At 48.8% G+C, this 20,346-nt stretch carries 16 protein-coding genes, 1 tRNA gene and 1 pseudogene; 6 read left to right on the top strand and 12 right to left on the bottom strand.

Going from position 1 to position 20,346, the window contains the following annotated elements:
• From QDI87_RS11155 to QDI87_RS11145, 3 genes are read right to left on the bottom strand one after another with little or no spacing between them, the layout of a single operon-like run.
• Positions 1-3,072 (bottom strand): AAA family ATPase, encoded by a 3,072-nt coding sequence (locus tag QDI87_RS11155; protein WP_278743329.1) that lies wholly within the window; start codon positions 3,070-3,072, stop codon positions 1-3.
• The gene (locus QDI87_RS11150; protein ID WP_278743328.1) at positions 3,069-4,223 is read right to left on the bottom strand and encodes an exonuclease SbcCD subunit D; all 1,155 of its coding nucleotides are present in this window, start codon (positions 4,221-4,223) and stop codon (positions 3,069-3,071) included. Before QDI87_RS11150 ends, QDI87_RS11155 begins: the two co-directional genes overlap by 4 nt.
• Positions 4,224-4,277: 54 nt before the next feature.
• A complete protein-coding gene (locus QDI87_RS11145) occupies positions 4,278-4,565 on the bottom strand; it encodes a hypothetical protein (RefSeq protein WP_036378628.1) in 288 nt (95 codons plus the stop codon).
• 165 nt (positions 4,566-4,730) lie between these two features.
• Here QDI87_RS11145 and QDI87_RS11140 point away from each other — a divergent pair.
• A tRNA-Ala gene (locus QDI87_RS11140) sits at positions 4,731-4,806 on the top strand.
• 136 nt (positions 4,807-4,942) lie between these two features.
• Here the strand turns inward: QDI87_RS11140 and QDI87_RS11135 are convergent.
• The 4 genes and pseudogenes from QDI87_RS11135 to QDI87_RS11120 all read right to left on the bottom strand — a co-directional run bounded on the left by QDI87_RS11135 (position 4,943) and on the right by QDI87_RS11120 (position 7,937).
• Positions 4,943-5,443 carry a RusA family crossover junction endodeoxyribonuclease gene (locus QDI87_RS11135; RefSeq protein ID WP_278520695.1) on the bottom strand — a complete coding sequence of 167 codons (501 nt, stop codon included), beginning with the start codon at positions 5,441-5,443 and terminating at the stop codon, positions 4,943-4,945.
• Positions 5,440-6,126, bottom strand: a complete 687-nt coding sequence (locus tag QDI87_RS11130) for an ATP-binding protein (protein WP_278743326.1) — start codon at positions 6,124-6,126, stop codon at positions 5,440-5,442. Before QDI87_RS11130 ends, QDI87_RS11135 begins: the two co-directional genes overlap by 4 nt.
• Before the next feature lie 97 nt (positions 6,127-6,223).
• Positions 6,224-7,234, bottom strand: coding sequence for a Lin1244/Lin1753 domain-containing protein (locus QDI87_RS11125; RefSeq protein WP_278520696.1), 1,011 nt, complete (start codon positions 7,232-7,234; stop codon positions 6,224-6,226).
• 52 nt (positions 7,235-7,286) lie between these two features.
• A pseudogene (locus QDI87_RS11120) lies at positions 7,287-7,937 on the bottom strand (recombinase RecT).
• Between the two features lie 196 nt (positions 7,938-8,133).
• On the opposite strand from QDI87_RS11120, the gene QDI87_RS11115 reads away from it, so the two are divergent.
• The 5 genes from QDI87_RS11115 (at position 8,134) to QDI87_RS11095 (ending at position 14,006) form a co-directional block, all read left to right on the top strand.
• Positions 8,134-8,796, top strand: a complete 663-nt coding sequence (locus QDI87_RS11115) for a LexA family protein (RefSeq protein WP_278520698.1) — start codon at positions 8,134-8,136, stop codon at positions 8,794-8,796.
• Positions 8,797-9,098: 302 nt separating this feature from the next.
• Positions 9,099-9,947 (top strand): DUF4393 domain-containing protein, encoded by an 849-nt coding sequence (locus tag QDI87_RS11110; RefSeq protein ID WP_278520700.1) that lies wholly within the window; start codon positions 9,099-9,101, stop codon positions 9,945-9,947.
• 110 nt (positions 9,948-10,057) lie between these two features.
• The gene (locus tag QDI87_RS11105; RefSeq protein WP_278520702.1) at positions 10,058-11,065 is read left to right on the top strand and encodes a virulence RhuM family protein; all 1,008 of its coding nucleotides are present in this window, start codon (positions 10,058-10,060) and stop codon (positions 11,063-11,065) included.
• 39 nt (positions 11,066-11,104) lie between these two features.
• The gene (locus QDI87_RS11100; RefSeq protein ID WP_278520705.1) at positions 11,105-12,604 is read left to right on the top strand and encodes a recombinase family protein; all 1,500 of its coding nucleotides are present in this window, start codon (positions 11,105-11,107) and stop codon (positions 12,602-12,604) included.
• A gap of 199 nt (positions 12,605-12,803) precedes the next feature.
• The gene (locus QDI87_RS11095; protein WP_278742051.1) at positions 12,804-14,006 is read left to right on the top strand and encodes an IS256 family transposase; all 1,203 of its coding nucleotides are present in this window, start codon (positions 12,804-12,806) and stop codon (positions 14,004-14,006) included.
• A 186-nt stretch (positions 14,007-14,192) separates the two neighbouring features.
• On the opposite strand, the gene rfbB is transcribed toward QDI87_RS11095, so the two are convergent.
• The 5 genes from rfbB to QDI87_RS11070 form a co-directional block, all read right to left on the bottom strand.
• Positions 14,193-15,236: a dTDP-glucose 4,6-dehydratase gene (gene rfbB / locus QDI87_RS11090; protein ID WP_278743325.1), complete on the bottom strand. Its 1,044-nt coding sequence runs from the start codon at positions 15,234-15,236 to the stop codon at positions 14,193-14,195.
• Between the two features lie 213 nt (positions 15,237-15,449).
• Positions 15,450-17,591, bottom strand: a complete 2,142-nt coding sequence (locus QDI87_RS11085; RefSeq protein WP_278743324.1) for a DUF262 domain-containing protein — start codon at positions 17,589-17,591, stop codon at positions 15,450-15,452.
• A 20-nt stretch (positions 17,592-17,611) separates the two neighbouring features.
• Positions 17,612-18,151, bottom strand: a complete 540-nt coding sequence (locus QDI87_RS11080; RefSeq protein ID WP_278743323.1) for a hypothetical protein — start codon at positions 18,149-18,151, stop codon at positions 17,612-17,614.
• Positions 18,151-20,163 carry an AAA family ATPase gene (locus tag QDI87_RS11075; RefSeq protein WP_278743322.1) on the bottom strand — a complete coding sequence of 671 codons (2,013 nt, stop codon included), beginning with the start codon at positions 20,161-20,163 and terminating at the stop codon, positions 18,151-18,153. Before QDI87_RS11075 ends, QDI87_RS11080 begins: the two co-directional genes overlap by 1 nt.
• A 5-nt stretch (positions 20,164-20,168) precedes the next feature.
• Positions 20,169-20,342 carry a hypothetical protein gene (locus QDI87_RS11070; RefSeq protein ID WP_226868699.1) on the bottom strand — a complete coding sequence of 58 codons (174 nt, stop codon included), beginning with the start codon at positions 20,340-20,342 and terminating at the stop codon, positions 20,169-20,171.
• Positions 20,343-20,346 lie beyond the last annotated feature (4 nt).

Genomic DNA, 20,346 nt, shown 5'->3' with positions numbered 1-20,346 from the left:
TCAACTTTCTGCCGTGCCGAGCTCAAAGTGAGCCGTGCTGCCGCCGCTCTTCGTCTTCGTGACCTCGAGCCTTGCCGGGATGCGGCTCCGGAGCTCCTCGACATGCGAGATGATACCGATGAGCCGGCCGCTCTTCTGCAATTCAAACAGGGCCTTGAGCGCGACGTCGAGCGTCTCGCTGTCGAGCGTGCCGAAGCCCTCATCGATGAACATCGTGTCGAGCCGCACACCACCCGCACAAGCCTGCACGACATCAGCGAGGCCGAGCGCCAGCGAAAGTGACGCGAGGAACGACTCGCCGCCCGACAGCGTCGCCAGGGGGCGCGCATACCCAGAATAATGGTCGAAGATCTCCATATCGAGGCCGCCCTGCTGATTGGCCCTTTGGCGCTGCCCGGCGTGCAGCTCATACTGGCCGCGGCTCATGATGAGCAGGCGCTGGTTGGCCATCTCCATGACATCGTCCAAGAGAGAGTGCAGCACGTACGTCTGGAAGGAGACGCGGCTGCCCGTCCTGCCGCCCGCGAGCTCCGAAAGGCCCGTGATGCGCGCGTATGCCTCTGTGAGCGCGCCGCTCTGCTCGCGCAGGGCAGCGAGTTCCTTCTTGCGCTTCTGCCACGAGCGCAGCACCGTCTCAGCCGCAGACGACTCGCGCAGAGCCCTCTGCCAGGCCTGCTGCGACGCACGCGCATCATCTTCAGCCGCCGCGAGGTCCGGCTTCTTCAAGTTCTCGATCGTCTTCTGGCAGGCAGAAAAATTCGTCTGCGCCGTGTGCAAGGCCTGCTCGTGCGCAAGGAGTTCCTGGCGCACCTCGTCGCGGTAGCGGGCATCGCGCCAGCTGCCCTGCAGTGCCTCCTCATAAGCCGCCTCATCCGCAAAGCCCGCCTGCGCCAGGCGCTCAGCAAAGCCCTGCTGCAGGTCTGCGGCCTGCGCCTGACTGCGCAGGAGTTCTTCGCGCTTCGTCTTCCACGCCGACTGCGCCGCATGGTAGCGCGTGTCGAGGTCGTGATAGTCCCGTTCAGCCGCCGCAGCCGCCTCTTCTGCGGCCTGCCATGCCTTCTCGCGCTGCTGGTACTGACGCATGAGCGCCTGAGGCTCTGCTGGCAGTTCCCTGCCCGCAAGCTGCTCCTGCTTATCTTGCACGAGCGCTGCGGCAGCCGCGGCCGCGGCAGCGCTGTCGGCAGCCTTCCGCTCGAGCTCAGCGCTCTTTCCCTTCAGCAGGGCCTCGCTCTGCTGCCCACGCTCGATTGACTTCAACAGGCTGTCATGCATCCGAGCGGCCTCTTGCGCATCCCGCAGGGCGGCTCGGACCTTGGCCAGTTCTTCAGCCAGCCCGGCTGGGTCTTCCCCATCGAGCTGCTTCACCAAGGCTTCTGCCTTGGCCTCGGCAGCGGCGAGCTGGCCGGCCTTCTCCTGCGCTTTGGCCGCAGCAGCCTGATACTGCTGCTCCAGTATGCTGACGTCTCTTTCCTTCTCCTCGAGCATCCCATCCGTGACAACTTCAGTCACGGATTTTGCAAGATCTGGATGGTGCGTCGCGCCGCAGACTGGGCAGGGCTCGCCCTCCTCGAGGTTCTCGGCCAGCAGCACGGCACGCGCCTCCCTGGCCAGTTCGCGCAGGTGCGCGAGTTCAGCGCGGGCTGCCTGCCAGGATTTCTCTGCTGTCTCAGCCGCTCTCGCTGCCTGTCCATGGCTGGCCGCGGCTTCCCGGACGAGTGATTTGCTCGTTGCGGCGGCGGCAGCTTTTTCCTGCTCGGCCAGGAGATTCTGCTCCCTGAGCTTCAGCGAGTCGATAGCCAGCGCCTCTTTCTGCAAGGCTTCAGCCTGCTGCTCCTGTGCCTTGAGCTGCTGCTCCATCTCCGCGAGCCTCTGCTTGGCCGCGGCGGCTTCCTGCTTTCCCTTTTCGCCCGCGGCCTGTTTGGCGGCAGCGTCTCTCTTCGCTTCTTCGAGCTCCTTGGCAACCTCCAGCAATCCCTGCAATACGATGAGCGTTTCGCGCTCAGCATCATGGGCCGGTTTCTGTTGCTGGACCGTGTCAAAGCGTTCCTTCGCCCTTCTGCGTGAAGCTGCGAGCTTCATCCCCTGCTGCCTGAGCGCTTCGAGGTCCTGCCCGCGCGTTGCAGCATCCTGTCTGGCCGCCTGCAGTTGCTTGGCGAGGTCTAAAAGCGCCGCGGCGCGGTCCGCCCTGTCGAGCAGAGCCTTCGCCTCCGCATCCTTTGGCACAGTATCCTCCCATCTCTTGAGCTCATCTGCCGCCCTGTCGGCCTGCGTGAACTTCGCCATCGTCTCGCGCGCCGCATCGCGCTCTTTCTCGCTCGCCTCCTTGCGGGACTGCAGAGCCGCCGTCCGGTCGGCAAGAATTGACGCCTGCTGCTCTCGTTCTTTGAGCAAGGCCGTGAACTCGGCCTCATCCTTGGCATCAGCCTCGGCGAGGTACAATCTCTGCTTCTCGGCGATGCCTTCGTATGACTTGCTGACTTCCGCCGCCTTCGCCTTGAGCTTGTCCTCGAGCTTCTGGTAGATCTCCGTGTTGAACAGGACCTTCATGATCTCCTTGCGTGCGCTCGTGTCGGCCATGAGGAAGCGGCGGAACTCGCCCTGCGGCAGCAGGACGACCTGGCGGAACTGCTTGCACTGGAAGCCGAGCAGGCGCACGATGCGCGCCTGCACCTCGCCATCGCGCGTCCACGACTCCGCCGCGCGGCCATCCTCCAGGCGCTCTAAAAGGACCTCCGGCGCCTGCCGCGCCAGTCCCTTGCCGCGCTTCGCCTTGCGCATGTACTCTGGATTGCGGCGGATGTGCCAGTGCGTGTCACGCACGCAGAATGTCAGGTCGACGTAGGTGTCATCCTCCGGTCCCGCTTCGCGGTTGCGCAGCATGCGAGGCGTCCGCGCCTCCGTCGCTGCCTCACCGTAGAGCGCATAGCAGATGGCATCAAAGATGCTCGTCTTGCCCGCGCCCGTCGCTCCGTGGATCAGGAAGAACGGCTGCTCAGAAAGAACGGAGAAGTCGAGGCAGACTTTCTTCTGGTACGGCCCGAAGGCACAGATGGTCAGGACTTCTGGCTTCATTTTTCATCCCTCTCTTCCCGGTAGATCTCCTGCAGGCAGCTGTGCACGATTGCCTGCTGCTCTTCTGCGAGCGGCTCCCCCGTCATATCCTCGTAATACTGGGAGAACAACGTCTCCTCCGTGAGCTTCAGCACGGCCTGCCCCTCCTGCTCGCGCATCGTACCCTCGCGCTGCAAGTTCGGGTAGAGCACGTGCATGAGGTTCGGGTAAATGGCCTTGAGCTTGTTGAACACATCGAGGATGATGCCGCGGTCCAAGAGCTCAACCTCGATGTAATCGTCCGACTGCGGATACGCCGCGCGGTCACCCTCGATGTCCGCGAAGAGACCGCGCACGCGCCGGACGTCGTGCGGCGGCACGAGCGGCACAAACTGCTGGGTTGCCCGGCCCGTGCCATCGAGGTCCACAAGGATACAGCCCTTTTTCTGCTCGGCTTCATCAAACGAGTACTTCATGAGCGAGCCGCTGTAGCGGATGTGGTCGGCCCCGGCCCGCTGCGGATTGTGCAGGTGGCCGAGCGCCGTGTAGCAGAATGGCCGGAAGATACTAGGACGCACATTTGACGAGCCGCCGACAGCGAGCGGGCGCTCCGAATCCGAGCTCAGGCCGCCCGCCAGGAAAGCGTGTGCCACGGCGATCGAGCGCATATTCCCCGCCCGCTTCGCCAGGCTCCTTTCAATCACCAGCTCATGTGCCTGCTCAAAGTCCAGGGCTTTCTCCACGCCAAGAGCCGCTCGCACCGAAGCTGGCTCCATATACGGATAGAGGTAAACGGCAACCGGGCCGAAGTCATCTTCAACGACAACCGGAGCCATCTCGTCATCCAGCCGCCCGCGCGCAAAGATTCCCGATGCCCGCATGAGCTGGCTGCCGAAGTTCAGACGCGACTCACTGTCGTGATTGCCAGCAATGTAGAAGACCTTGATGTGCATCTCTGCCATCTTCATGAGGAATTCGTCAAAGAGGTCGACCGCCTCGACAGGCGGCACGCCGCGGTCGTAGATATCCCCCGCAATGACGACAGCATCCACCTTTTCCTCCTGCACGAGCGGCACCAGCTGCCCCATGATGATCTCCCGCTGATCCGCCGTCAGGTGCATCCCATGGAAATACCGCCCGAGATGCCAGTCAGCCGTGTGAATAAAGCGCACATGAATCCCTCCTGCTCTATGATTGATTTTCTATCCTCTTGCCGGCGCTGTGCCTCACATATTCTTGTGCATGACGTACTTGTCCGTCGCTGTGTCGAGCATCTCCTGCCACGATGAGAATTTCGTGGCCTTGCGGACCCATGCGTCCATCTTCTCCTCCGGCAGCGCCTCAAAGTCTCTCTGGTTCTCGATCTTGAAGCGGCTGCCCTGCAAGAATTTCTCGAAAGTCCGGAAGCGCGTGTACTTGCGCATGAACGAAGTGTCGAACACCTCATTGAAGTCGACGAGCTCCGGCATCGTCTGATGCGGCAGCTGATAGAACCCAGTGATCTTGATGGCCATATGAACTCCTCCTGATTATCCTGTATGTAGCATTGACTCCATTGTACCAGAAACATCACTGAGAAAAAAGTTTCGGCAAGGGCTGCAAAAATCTGCAAAAAATGCTTGACAGATACATGCAGCGTCTATTATAATAATATCTGTCGTTAGCGGTAACGCGAAGACGGGGGCATAGCTCAGCTGGGAGAGCGCTTGCATGGCATGCAAGAGGTCAGGAGTTCGATTCTCCTTGTCTCCACCATTCTAACTCCTAATTAGCTTAGAAATAAGTTAATTGATATAAAGTAAAGGCACCTTTTACCGGGTGCCTTTTTCGTATACACAAAAAGAGGGCAAGGAATTCAATCCCTGCCCTCTCTGTAGTCAATCATTGCGGCTTATTCCTGCTCCGGCTGCAAAACCGAAGCATCATCTGCTTGACAGAAAACAGCTGGGTTAATCTCTAAAGGCGTGATGGTGATTTCTGCCCTCGGATTGGCCTTGTCTATGCCAGCTATCCGGCACCCATCTAGCGACTTAACAAGCCGGTCATCCGCAAGGATCCATTCCCGTTTGAGTGTCTTGGTGTGGTTCTTATGGCTATACTCATCCGCGAGAATGTCCTGCGTGGCTTGGATAAGGCCGTTCAGGTCGGGATAGGCCCTGCGGTCTTGCAGGTAATACTTGACCTCCAGCGAAACAGGCCCTTCGAAATGCGGTAATGCTCCCCATTTCGCCCTCAGCAGTTCCAGATGCTTATGGAACTGCTTTTCATATGCCTTGTATGCCTTGCTGGGAAGGACCACCGTCCTCCCCATTACCAGTACCGGGCTGTTTTTCTTGGTGGCAGGCTGTCCCGGCACCTCAAAAGTAAACTCTCCATGCTTGTCTAACTTCACGCCTCTGCTCCCTTCAATCGCCAATCGCGGCCGCTTAAATTCACCAGCTCGCACATCCCATAAATCCTGCTCATAATGCGCTGGGCCTGTGAATCATCCTCGGCACCATCATCGTCCCTGCATACCAGGCGGGCGGCTATATTCTGCGGCCCATAATTGCTCGTGATGATGGTCTGCAAGCCCTCGTTGTACCGATGGTTTAGCAGGGAGAAAAGCTGTTCCCCTACCCATAAGGTCATACGCTCGGCCCCCAGGTCGTCGAGGATAAGGCAAGGCACATCTCTGGCCACCTGTATCATTTCCGCCGTGGTATTCTTCCCAAAGCTGGCCCGAATATCGGCAAGGAAATCGGGAACGCTGGAGAAAAGCACCTGCTCCCCTCGGCCTGCCTTTTCGTTGGCTATAACTGCTGCAAGCTTCGTTTTGCCCGACCCCGGTGAGCCGTAGAAGAAAATCCCCTTTCGGTTCCCTTCCTGCAGGCTCCACTTGGCGGCCGCCACCGCTGTCCTGTTATCGTCGGTCAGCTGGTAGGTGTCGAAGGTGTCTCGACTATAAGCGAAGGGAACCTTTGCCCTGCTGAATAAGCGGGCCTGCCGTTTGTTTTCCCGGCGCTGTTTCTCCCATCTGCACATCCGTATTGCGGTATAGAATCGGCCATTATCAGGAGCCACCACAGGAACCATGCCTTGCACTTCCTGCTGGCACTGTACGCCTTTACATCCACGGCATACTGCCTGCTTTTCCTCAATGGCTGCTATATCATCGGCGTGCAGGTCAAACTCACTCTCCAGCAGTTCGCTGTACTTCCCACGGCTTGGGGCGGTTTTCGGCGTACTCGATGTTTTCGAGCAACTGCTTGAAGCTTTCGGAATGTTCGACTTCGCCCTGTTTTCGTTGATTTTTTCGACGAGTGCCTTGAAGTCCTCGGTCATTGGTCTTGCTCCTTTCCGGTCTCTCTGCCTTGAATCCGTTTCGTTCCCAGGCTTCAAGGATGCTCTTGATATACTTCACAGAATGGCCGTTATTTAGGGCCGTTTCTCTGATAGCCTCTGTCAGCCATTGCTCCCCATAGTGGTCGAGCAGGTCTGTGAGGGTGTCTGTCTCTATCTGCCCTGTGATGGGGTGGATGTTATCTTGAAAGAGGTCAAACACTCTGGCAGTGGCATCGTCTTTCTCAGCCAATTCCGTTTCTTCGCCCGGCTCTTTTTCTTCTGGGGGATTATAGGGGGAACTACAACAACTACTAATACTTTTCTTTACTTTACTTTGTGGTGTTTCTGTATGCAGTAACTCCTTTTCGGCGGGGTTATTGTCTACAAAAACTACCGTTGAGTGGGGGTTATTGTATGCAGAAACCTGTTTAGGGGCTGAAATCAGTTTGACTTTTTTACTTTTGACGATTTTTTCCTTGCCCAGCAGGAAAAATTCATCAATCATTTTGATGCTCGACCTGCGCTCAAGCGCCATCAGATAACGGCTCTGGATACCATGAGAGGTTAAAATCTGATATTTTTCAAACAGATTTTTGTCGAATAAGCCGATGTTTTTGCATACAGAAACTACCGTTGAAAGGGTGTTTTTGTCTACAAAAAACCTCCTTGAGTAGATACTGAGTTGAGTTTCTGTCCGCATCATGTAGTAACTATTGCGGTAAATGGTGGATAAAAGCTTCACATATATCGCAAAGCCTTCCAGCCCTGTCTCGGCCTCCAGGTATAGAATCTTTTCATCCTCCGCAATGTCGGTATCCAGTGGGAAATAATCAAGCCCCTCTTTTTGCGGTCTAGCCATGTATTTTCCTTTCCAGCAAGCAGGGCAAATGCCCCGCCCGCTTATTCTGTGTTTACATCAGGCTGGTTTGCCCATCAGCGCCCTGCTCTTTAATCTCCCCTGTTTCCGGGTCAACATTGGCAGGTGCTACATCAGCCGGAACTTCCTCGGCATCCACAGTGATAACCGTTTCATCCGGCTCATCCGTCATGCTCTCGGAAATGTTGGTCTTGATGGTTTCATCACTGGCCACCGCACGAACAAACTCGGTCTTGATGGGGGCATATTTGAGCGCCTGCTTGATGACTGTTTTCTTGGCCATGGCATCGAAATTAGTTGCCCATGGGCTGTAACTGGAGCCTGCCGCCTTGCTGTACTTCTTGGAGTGGTTCTTGATATCTTCCACACTCATTACTGCAAAGCCGCTGCCGCCTGCCTTGGTACGGAATACCGCATAATAGAGAATCACTGCGCCTCTGTCTTTCAGGGCCGGTTTATGTTTCAGCTTTTCTTCGAGGCCTAATTCATATTCGAAATCGTCATTCTCGCAAACTTCGTGAGCAGAAATGCTCGTGATTTCCCCGCTGCGGTATGCAAGGTCGATTAAACCTTTCTAGCCGAGCTGGAACTGACATTCAAGCTGGCCATGATTGCGGTAAGGAATGAGATACGCCTGTCCTAACGGCGTATTCGGTTCTACACCTAACTGAGCCGCCTGCATCATAGCGCCCAGGAAAGTTTATTCTTGCCGCTTTAAGCGTTATATGCATCTGCATAACCCCCTCTCTCGCTTGTCTAAAGACATAATATCACCGTTTAAAGCGGTAGTTAATCCCTAAAAGCGTATTTTTTGCAAAAATTATTGTATATATTACGTTAAAAGCGTAAAATTGTACATAATAAGAAAGGAGCGTGTAACCATGAGCGCATTAGGTAACAAGCAGGTTATGGCATCTAATATACGCCGTTATATGGCAATAATGGGGATTGATAGAAAAGAGTTTTGTCAACGATTGGGGTTTAAGTATTCCACAGTGACCGATTGGCTGAACGCCGAAAAATATCCTCGCATAGATAAAATTGAGCTAATGGCAAATTTCTTCAATATCAGCAAGGCAGACTTGGTTGAACCGCCTGCCACGTCTCCCCCACCGAACGCCATCCCCATGAACCAATACACATACAAAATCCCCCTGCTAGGCCGAGTAGCCGCAGGGGAACCGATATATGCAGACGAGCATATTGAGAGCTATGAATATATAGATAGCCGGTATAAAGACGATGGCAACGAGTATTTCGCCCTGCGCATCGATGGCCAGAGCATGGAGCCGACGATTATGGATGGGGATATCGTAATCGTCCGCCAGCAGTCCTTTGCCGAAAATGGACAGATTGCCATTGTGCTGATAGATGGGGAAGATGCCACCGCGAAGGAAGTAAGGGAGTCCGCCGAGGGAATTACCCTCATCGGGCACAATGTCGCAGTCTATACGCCACACTTCTACTCCCACAAGCAGATTGAGGAGCTGCCGGTGAAGATTATCGGGGTCGTGGCTGAGATTAGAAGACGGCTGCTTATGTGAGGGTATTAAAAAGCCGCCCATATGGACGGCTATCGAAAGGATACGGATTTTAAGCAGGACAAAAAAGCTTTCTAAGAACTGAATATATCTTTACTATCAAACAGGCGAGACAACTCAGGGTAACCATACATACCCCTACCAACAATGCCAGTAGATATAGTATTACGGTTATAGCGATAAATGCTACTAAAATTCCTCCCACAATACCAAAGGTACCACAAAAAGTGAATGCAAAAATATTGTCCACAACATACTGTAAAAATTCCATTTTCCCACCTCCGTAAGAAAGGATTGTATTATAAATGTCAGATTTAGAAATCAATTCAAATGGGATAAAAATCCCTGGCGAAGTCATTACAACCGCATATAATGATGCTATTCATCCAGGCTTGTCTGAAGCTGGAAAGACCATTGCGCTCCCATTTCGTGCGATTAATTGGATTGCCGAAGTTGCCGGCGACTATTGTGTTGCTAAAATGAAAAATACTCAAAAACTTCAAGAATCTGTACAAGAAAAGATAGCTGACATCCCAGAGGAACAACTATGTGAACCGGCTAAAAATATCGCAGTACCTGCTATTCTATCTAATTCTTATACGGATGATGATGAATTACGTTCAATGTATGCCAATCTACTTGCTAATTCGATGAACCAACAAAAAGCTTATCATGCGCATCCATCATTTGTAGAAATAATAAAGCAGCTTACTCCAAATGAGGCACTTCTTTTAAAATCTAGTAATCTCTTAAAAAGGAATGTTCCTACATGTCAAATTAGATATCAAGAGAAGAGTTCATATTCTAACGTCAATGGTTATAATCTTTCTCCATCCAATATTGTTCGTGACTTTCAAACTGGAATACCTATTGTTAAATATTATATACCATCTATTGAAAACATCTCCATTGATGAGATACAAGTAATGATTGATAATTTTATACGTTTAAGCCTTGTAGAAAATCCTAGCGGGAAAATATTAATAGATAAAGATATTTACCAAGTCTTTTATAAGGACAATTTTAGTGCTAATCTTGAAGTTACATATTCACAATCAAATAATAGTTTATCAAATTATGAAATAGCACACATATTGGGTTATATAACGCCGACAACTTTTGGTGAAAGATTCTACAAAATATGCGTAGAATAAACCTTTCCCCTCACTTTTTGCAATATATCTAGGTATATTATACCATTTTATTGCAAAAACGGCACAAATAAGCCGCCCCCGAAGGATGGCTATACGAAAGGATTGGTTATATGGACAATATAATAATTTACAATACCGATGACGGAAAAACCAACGTCAAGCTATACGCTAATGATGGCACGGTGTGGCTGCCTAGGCCGGATATAGCAGAACTATTCCAGTGTACTCGCGCTAATGTTGCCCTCCACGTAAAAAATATATACAAAGAAGGCGAATTAGACGAGTCGGCAACTTGTAAGGATTTCTTACAAGTTCAAAATGAGGGCAGGCGAGAAGTAAAAAGAAACATAACTTTCTATAGTCTGGATATGATACTTGCCGTAGGTTTCCGTGTTCGCTCCCCGCGCGGTGTGCAGTTCCGCCGCTGGGCAAATAGCACATTGAAGGAATATATGCAAAAGGGCTTTGTTATAGACGATGACCGCCTAAAGAATCCGGATGGCCGGCCGGACTACTTCGATGAACTCCTGGAACGTATCCGCGATATTCGCGCCAGTGAAAAGCGGTTTTATCAGAAATTGCGTGATTTGTTCGCCCTATCCTCTGACTACGACAAGACCGACAAGGCCACTCAATTATTCTTTGCTGAAACTCAAAACAAGCTAATCTACGGGGTGACAGGCCAGACAGCAGCCGATTTAGTCATTTCAAGAATAAGTCCGGACCAACCCAATATGGCGTTAACTTCATGGTCAGGTAGCAGGGTCCGTAAAGTCGATGTCATTATCGCTAAGAATTACCTGTCTGGAGATGAAATAGACTCGCTTAACCGGCTGGTGACTATCTTCCTTGAAAGTGCTGAATTACGGGCAAAGATGCACAAAGACCTTACCCTGCAATATTGGCGCGATACTGTTGACAATCTGCTTATAGGGCACGGCATAGCCGTTTTAGACCATCGCGGTAATCACTCCCATGACGAAATGGTGAAAATAGCCCACGATGCTTATGAAGTATTTGACAAGCGCCGCCGTCAGGATGAAGCTATACAAGCCGATAAAGATGATTTAGCGGAACTTGAACGAGCAATGCCGCAGATAAAAAACAGGAAGCAATAAAAGCAAAAGGCGCCTCAACCTAAAAGGAGATGAATCACCATGCTAAATGCCGTAATCTATGCCCGCTATTCATCGGACAATCAGCGGGAAGAATCCATCGATGCCCAGCTCCGTATCTGCCGGAGGCATTGTGCGGATAGGAATTACCGCATCATTCACGAGTACATCGATGAGGCCTTCACTGCCACCAATGACCGCAGGCCCGACTATCAGCAGATGATTAAAGATGCCAAAAAGGGCGGGTTTCAGGTCGCTGTGTTCCACAAAGTCAATCGAAACGCCCGCAATGAATATGACTATTACTTCAACAAAATGCAGCTAATTCGTGCCGGTGTTACTGTGGAATATGCAGGGCAGGCTTTTGACACCACCACCGCCGAAGGTCAGCTCATGGAAAATCAGCTTGTCGGGATGGCCGCTTATTTCTCCCGCAACCTTTCCAAAGAGGTCAAGAAAGGGCAAAATGAAAACGCCCTCAAATGTGTCCATAACGGTGGTACGCCCCCGCTCGGCTATGATGTAGGCCCAGATAGGCATTATGTGATAAACGAGCAGGAGGCGCGTGCTGTACGCCTCATTTTCGATATGTATACCAATGGCAGCCGCTATCCCGATATTGTCGAGGAATGCAATCGCCGGGGATATACCACCAAATCAGGCGGGGAGTTCCGTTATACTTCCCTGCATGATATCCTTGCCAATCAGAAATATGCCGGGTTCTATGTCTATGGCAAGAATCGCGGCCCCCGCAATATGCCCCGCAATGGCCATAAAAACTGTGAGGATGCCTGTGTAATTGAGGGCGGCATCCCTGCCATCATTGACATGGACACATGGAAAAGAGCCTGTGCCTGCATGGATAAGCACAAGCGGGCCCCTGGCAGTGTCCGGGCAAAAGTTGAATACCTGCTGAGTGACTTAATCACCTGTAGGGAGTGCCACCAAAAAAAGCAGGGCAATAGCTACCGGCACCAGCTAAAAACCAAAGTGAAGGAATATCTTTATTATCGGTGCCCAAACTGTGGCAGGCAGATAAAAGGCCGCCCCTTGGAAAAGCAGGTCATTGATGTTATCCGGCACTCGATACTGAATAACCGGAACATCCGCTCCATCGTTGACTCCATCAATGTCAAGCTGGAGGAAAGCAATATGGAATTTGCTGCGGAAATTCACTCCCTGCAGAGTCAAATCACCACGCTGGAGCAATCCAATGACAGGCTGATGGGCCTGCTTGAGACAGGAGAAATCTCTGACCTACTTATCGCCCGAATCAAAAAGAATTCGGAGAAAGCCACAGCCGCCCGCCAGCGATTGCCAGAACTCAAAGAGTACAGCCGTGAGGTTTTATCGGTCGAGAAAGTCAAGGCGGTTATCAATAACTGGAAAATGACGAACAACGAGGAAGGCTACAAAGCCATGATAAATACCTTCGTCCGCTCCGTGACGGTCTACAAAGACAATATCGATGTTGACCTGTACCTCTGCATAGGCTCCAATGAGTACACCTCTGAGAAATTAAAGAAAAGCCTTGCCAAATAAGGCAGGGGAGATTTTAGGAGTTTGCGAGGGTGAGCCTTGTCTCCACCATTCAGAAGTCAGAGGTCAGCAGGAATCTAAATGATTCGGCTGGATAAGGTAAAATATATTTCGCAAATTCAATTTCATAAAAAATAGACATAGTCTATTGCCGCTAGTACAATTAAGTTACCACACAAAATTCGTAAGGAGGCAATAGACCATGTCTGGTAACATTATACAACTTAACGAGGATCTTATAAAGAATAATTTAAAGGATCTCGTACGTGACAGCGTAGAAGAAACGCTGAATGCCCTGCTCGACCACGAGGCGGACGAACTCGTCCGTGCTGGTAAGTATGAGCGAACGGGAGACCGTAAGGGCTACCGTTCCGGTCATTACGAGCGGAATTTCGGCACGACTTCCGGTGAAGTCAAGCTGCGCGTGCCCAAACTCAAGGGCATCCAGTTCGAGACGGCCATCATCGAACGCTACAAACGCCGTGAATGCTCGGTCGAGGAAGCCCTTATTGAGATGTACCTGGCCGGCGTATCCGTGCGCCGTGTCGAGGACATCACCGAAACGCTTTGGGGCACGAAGGTCTCTTCCGGCACCATCAGCAACCTCAACCAGAAGGCGTATAAGCACATCGAAGAATGGCGTCAACGCCCCTTGACGGGCGAATACCCGTATGTTTACGTCGATGGCATTTACCTCAAGCGCTGCTGGGGTGGTGAGATTCAGAATGTATCCGTTTTGGTCGCTATTGGCGTCAACAAAGACGGATTCCGTGAGATTCTCGGCGCGTCAGAGGGCATGAAAGAGGACAAAGAAAGCTGGCTGAACTTTTTCACCTGGCTTAAGGGCCGCGGCCTTGCGGGCGTGCGCCTTATTGTCGGCGATAAATGCTTGGGCATGCTGGAAAGCATCCCTGTGGTCTTTCCTGAGGCCAAATACCAACGATGCACGGTCCATTTTTACCGGAACGTCTTCACGGTGACGCCAAAGACTAAGATGAAGCAGGTTACCTTGATGCTCAAAGCAATCCATGCGCAGGAGAGCAAAGAAGCAGCTCAGGAAAAGGCGGCGTCCATTGCAGCCAAGCTCCGCGAAATGAAGCTCTTGTCCGCAGCCAAGAAGGTTGAGGAAAGCGTTGGCGAAACTTTGACTTACATGGATTTTCCTACTGAGCATTGGAGTCGGATCCGCACGAATAACTTGACGGAACGAGTAAATCGCGAGATACGCCGCCGTACAAGGGCCATTGGTGCATTTCCTGATGGCAACAGTGCGCTGATGCTCGTCTGTGCCAGACTTCGCCATGTTGCCGCCTCAGAATGGGGCTCAAAACGCTATATGGACATGGAGCATCTATTCAAGATGGAAATTGAGCAGCCAGCTGACGAGGAAAATCCATACATCTGATGCCGATATTTACTGGCGGATGAAATGAATTTGCGAAAGAATCTTGACACTACCTTCGGCTGGCCTTTTTTGTATCTACAGGTTATCGATATACAAGAAGAAGGCCGAGCAAATGAACCTCTCTGTCCATTTGCTCGGCCTTCTTTCTGCTTTAAACGGATGACTATCTTGTTGCACTCATCCGCATCAGATCTTGGCATACTCCAGGATGGCGCGCTTGTCGTACATGCGCTCGTAGTAAGTCTGGTAGTCGCCGCTGATGATGCCCATCCACCAGTCACGGTGCTCGAGGTACCACTTGACGGTCTTCTTGATGCCGTCCTCGAACTTCGTCTCCGGCTCCCAGCCGAGCTCTGTGTGGATCTTCGTCGGGTCGATGGCGTAGCGGCGGTCGTGGCCCTTGCGGTCAGTGACATGCTCGATGAGGTCTTCGGGCTTGCCGAGCTCCTTGAGGATGGTCTTGACTACGTCGATGTTGGCGCGCTCATTGTGGCCGCCGATGTTGTAGACCTCGCCGACGCGTCCCTTCTGCAGGATGAGGTCGATGGCGCGGCAGTGATCCTCGACATAGAGCCAGTCGCGGACGTTCTTGCCGTCGCCGTAGACCGGCAACTTCTTGTCGGACAGCGCGTTGATGATCATCAGCGGGATGAGCTTCTCCGGGAAGTGATACGGGCCGTAGTTGTTCGAGCAGCGCGAGATCGTCGTCGGGATCTTGTAGGTGCGGTGATACGCCATGACCAAGAGGTCCGCACCGGCTTTCGAAGCCGAATACGGGCTCGACGTCTTGAGGTTCGTCTCCTCCGTGAAGAACAGGTCCGGACGGTCGAGCGGCAGATCGCCGTAGACCTCATCCGTCGAGACCTGATGGTAGCGGTCGATGCCGTACTTGCGGCAGGCGTCGAGCAGCACGCTCGTGCCGATGACATTCGTCTGCAGGAAGATCTCCGGATTCTCGATGGAGCGGTCGACATGCGACTCCGCCGCAAAGTTGACGACAATGTCCGGCTTCTCCTGCTCAAAGATGCGGTAGACAGCCTGACGATCCGCGATGTCCGCGCGGATGAACTTGAAGTTCTTCTTCTCCATCGCCGCCTCGAGCGTCTCAAGATTGCCCGCATACGTCAGCTTGTCGACGCAGATGATGCGGTCACTCGGATGCTTCTTGAGCATGTAGTAGATGAAGTTTGAGCCAATGAAGCCGGCACCGCCGGTCACGATGATATTCATATATGAATCCCCCTGTATTTCAATTGATGGCAGGACAAAAGCCCCGCACTATTTCTATTATACCTTAAATCGTAGAAGTGTGTGGATTTTTATTTGTTTTCCGCTTTCCACAGGCCATGGACTTCTGTCCTCCTCAAACCAATATCGATAAGACACATCACGGCCGCGTCCACGAAGCAGCATATCGCAGTAACTTCACAGCTTCCTCGTTACTCAAGCTATGCCAGCTAATAGTTGCCCTACTCTCTCGCATATAGCTCCCTGTATGTTATCAAAGCGTTCTGAAAGAAAAGTCTTCACATCGTCTTCTGTATACTGATCGTTCTTGAATTGCGTCAACATCAGGCTTTTCTTTGCCTCTGGCGTAATCTTATGGATATATTCATTGATACTTTTATCTGAAATAGCATTATTATCACGTCTTGTGATATAAATGAAATTAAGTGGCGAATTATAGACACTACGTGGATTTTTTCGCAAATCCTTAGACACTTCGCCTATTTTCTTTACCGATCCTAATGGGATTATATGATGTGCTTCTAAGAACGTATCGGATGAATTCTGATTTTCTGAAAAAGTACTAATTACCTCTTCATTATCGAACATACTGCGATATGTTTTAGATAAAAGGTACTGACAGATATAATCCGCTAAGTTCTTTTTTGGGTAATGTTCATTCTCTACTTTCTCATAGAGCAGAAGTTTTTTATCAGAGTAATCTTGCACATTCAAGATTTTAGATTTCATTTCTTTCAGCCAATCAACATCTTGTTCATGTCTTAAATTTTTCACTAATAACTGGATGTTCTTGATGAAGTTCTTATTTTGATCTTTATCAAATTCACCACTGAAAATAGCACACCAATACCAAGCCTCCAATAAGTTATGTACTTTTTTATCATGGAACCACTCATCCTTGATAAAGATAGACGCTAATAGAACAAGAATAAAAAGGTTATTTACTTCTGATATTTTCCGTACACCGCAACGAGTCTGAAGAAAAAAGCATGCTCTATCAATCCCCTTGCAAGTCACCTCAACATTTTGATCAATTTCTTCTGGTTTAAGATCCAAGATTTTGTCCTGTTTGATATAATCTAATTTATATCCGTCTGAAATAAAGTTTTTATTATGGCATCGAAGTGATATGATATCTAAAAAAGCATTCAAATATTTAGGAGCAATTGTGTTGCTTCCTTCATTATAGCACCCCAGCGTCAATGAAGCATTATAATCTACTAGTTTAGATACTTCCGTATCCATGCATTCTGGAATGACTGATTTATCAATTTCTGATAACTCCTCAATATGCTTAATAAGTCTATGATATAGGGTTTCTGAATTAACCACTGCTACTTTTGCTGTAATCAAATCAAATGTACTAAGGCTTACGCCACCACGATTTAAGTTCTCGTAAATATCAATAGCTCTACCTCTTTGTGCTTCTGAAACAACAATTTGGTTCATTATTATTTTTGTAATACAAGCTGTTAAATATGATTCAAAATTAGACCACCATGTATCAAAAGTAGGGCTTATCGCCTTTTTAAAATTATCGACCTCATCAGGATCACCTTCATATTTTTTGAAAAGTCGCTCCTGTTCTTCTTGCAGCGAAGAATTATAGTAGTCATTAACATCCGATAGAAAATCATCCTTAATTAGCTCTTTAATGCGTGATTTCTTGTTTCCATTTTTCTTATCATTCGATGCTATCAGATAAAGAGGAATGAGATAACAATCTGCTTTACTAACGCAAAATTTAGCTAAGTCATTTGGTTTTATCTTTTCATCTGGAATAAACGGATTAAATGCTCTTTTATCATTTTTATTAAATTCTATAACCTCCAAATTGGGTAGAATATCTCCCGATAGATATGTTGGATTTTCACCAAGGTTATCTGTAGGAAAAGTCAAAGAGTAAAAACCGAAGATATCATTATCACCATTAGGCTTCCATTTAGGCAGCTTAATAAAGAATCGTCTCTTCAGAGCTACAGGTGCTACCAAATCATTAACAGAAGGCAATCCTTGAAAAATAGCATTTGAAAAAACATTGGTCAATACGGTCATACGTTGCTGACCATCAAGCAGATATTCGACATTACCCCCGAGTGTATCTGTATTGATAGGCTGTTTTCTTCCTAGAGCCTTAGATGAAAATTCCTTCGGATTCGATGACTGTAGCAATAGGATACTGCCGACAGGCATTCGAGCCAAAACAGATGAAATAAGTTGTTTTTGCTGATCGACATCTTTCCAGACAAATTCTCTCTGAAAATCTGGTAGCAGTATTTCATTAGCTTCAATCTGCTTAATGAGTTCCGTCAAATCGGATATGTTCTTGTTTTCCATGATTCTTTCCCCTCAATCCCTTAAATACCTGCTTCCCTGCAGAATTTATAGATGTACTCTGGATCATCTTCATGCTCAAACTGGTCGCAAAGATCTACAAAATCCTTCAACCTATGAATATCGTCACTTTTTGTTTCAGCGTCTTGAATCAGCTGCTCATAAAGGATCTCTATACCACCACGAACATATCCTTTAAAAATTTCATCACCTTTGCTACGCTTCTCTTCATCACGGTCATAGCGGAATGCGCGATTCATTCGTTCATCCAAAGAGACACTATCTTGCTGTGCTAAAAGTACAATAGTTCGATAGATGAGTTCCAACTGGTCGATATTATTGATAAGCTGCTCAACGAATATTTTATTTTCTTGTATGTTTTTGTCATTGTCCTTTGGGCTGAAACGATGACACAAGAAGCCAATAACTGGAGCAGCCATTAGGACTTGATAATTCATTTTAAAAGGCCAATCATGATTGGGATCGGGTTTACTGCTGCCTTGTGCTAATGCTCGAAGATATTCGGCATGTTTCCCTGTAAAAACAACATTTTTATCGAACATTATACACACGCCCTTTCTACAACAGTAGAGCGAGTTTTCGTTTCCTGCTCTAAGAGCCATTTCTTACCAATAATATCCTGCATGTATTTTTCGGCAATCTCACCATCAGTATCCTTGATGAAAATGATAACCTGATCAGCAATATGCGGTAAGACAGTACAGATTTTCTTGATTCTGTCCTTATCAAATGCCGAAAGCGGTGCGTCCATGACTAGTGGGAAGCCTTCATCTTCCCGATAAATCTTTTCGCCTGTTACTTCTCTGCTCTCTTTGGCCATTTTAATGATTCCCGCAATAAAAGCAAAAATGATAGCATAACTTTGCGCCGTATTTTTTTCTATTTCATCGCCACTTGCTGCATCGGTATCAATAACGGTAGTCGCAATATTATAGTTCTCACTGACTGAAATCTGTATACCGCCATCATAGATATCTTCAAAAATCTGATTGATGCAGTTTTCAAGATTCTCTCGAACCTGCTCTTCTTTTTTCTTATAACTCGTTTCCAGCTCATCTTTAATTGCCTGTGCATAAGCCAAATACCGTAATTGTTTACGATTTCTCACAGAGGCCTGTCTATAATGAAGCCGTTCTGCCTCTAACCGCTTAATTTGCGACTCTTTTGCCTGAACAAGTCCTGCCAGCTGATATATCTCATCATTCAATCGCTTAGCATTTACTTTTGCCTCCGCAATCCGTCCATTCAGATTTTTTACTTTCTCCTGGTCAGGCAGTAATTTCTCAAGATCATGCATTTGATCCTCTGCTTCTTCAATATTTGTTAGATGCTGTGCGTAATTTGCCATGCGCTCTTGAAAAGCTCTAGCGAACCCACTTGCCCCACGTGTTTGACTCCTTGCACGGTCCGTATACTGACCAATCATATTACCAATGCTGTACGGAGGCAGTGAAGATATCAATTCATTGAGATGTTGTACTGCTTCCGGATGTTCTACTAAATTTGTCCCGCAAATGCATTTACCGCGTTCAAGCAGGAATTTTATAGTATCGGCATGGATATGTGGAATACCCTTATCCAGTTTATTTGCTCCATCCAGTTCATTCAATGCTCGTCTGAGAAGCGGTATCAAAATGTACATGCCAATATTTTTACCAAAATATTCATATATACTTTTACGAGCTTTTTCTTGTTCTGCTTCTTCACGCTCCTTTTTCACCTTGCAGTTTTCATATTCATTTTGGCGCTTGATCCCATCCTGCATGTCCTGTAATTCTTTTCGAAATATGCCAATATCCTGTTGATATCGATCGCGTTCCGGTTTAATCTCCTCTAGACGATTATTCTGATTATCCCGCTCCGTCTGCAGCTTCTCAATCTGCGAACTCAGCTCTGTCTCATCTACATCACCCTGCGCATCGATTTCTGAATTTATCATGCCAATGACGCTTCTCTTCAAATTCTCTCTGCCGAGATGCTCTATCGCATTCATCATAGCAGTTAATCCTACTAAGCCACGAACAGCTCCCTTAAAATTACTGCTCTTACCATGGTTCAATAATTCTTCGCTCATATGCTCTAAGCGTTCGCCATCAAAAAAGAAAAAACCGGACAGTTCTTCGGGCAGAAATTCACGAATCATAGCTGCGCCCTTCGTACTAGCCAAAAGAGTATAGTCACCATTTTCATTCTGCTCGTATACCCAGAAATTCTCCTCCGGATTCTTATCAAAACGAGCACTCTGTTTTTTCAGTCGTTGTTTACGTACAATCTTATAATTCTTCTGATTATGGCTTATCATCAAAGTCACGGATACTCTTTCTTCATCACCGCTAATCATAGCATCTCGTACTTCACGATTAATAAGTTCCTTTAACCGAAATGTATTTTTTCCATAAAGGCACCACATAAAAGCCTGTTCTAACGTCGTCTTCCCTGCACCATTTTCTCCCATAATGACAGTAACATTTTTATGAGAATCTGTGGCGAAATCCAGTGTAGATTCACCTTTAAACTGGCGGAAATTCTCCAGTGTCATGCTTTTAATAATCACGTCATTCACCCCTTTGAAACTTCGTTGACAATGGTTTGGTATATCTTCTCCGCCATTTTATTGTCAAGTGTTCTTTGGTTGCATGGAAATTTCAGGTTTTTATTTTCATCCATGATAATCCTGAATATCAAGCGTTTGACAATACCCTGATCAACTTTAAAATCCTGCTGTCCATCCATATGA

This window comes from Mitsuokella jalaludinii, assembly GCF_928722185.1.
GTDB classification, from domain to species: domain Bacteria; phylum Bacillota; class Negativicutes; order Selenomonadales; family Selenomonadaceae; genus Mitsuokella; species Mitsuokella jalaludinii.
The sequence above is the reverse complement of the archived record's forward strand: the minus strand, read 5'-3'. Positions and strand labels throughout refer to the sequence as shown.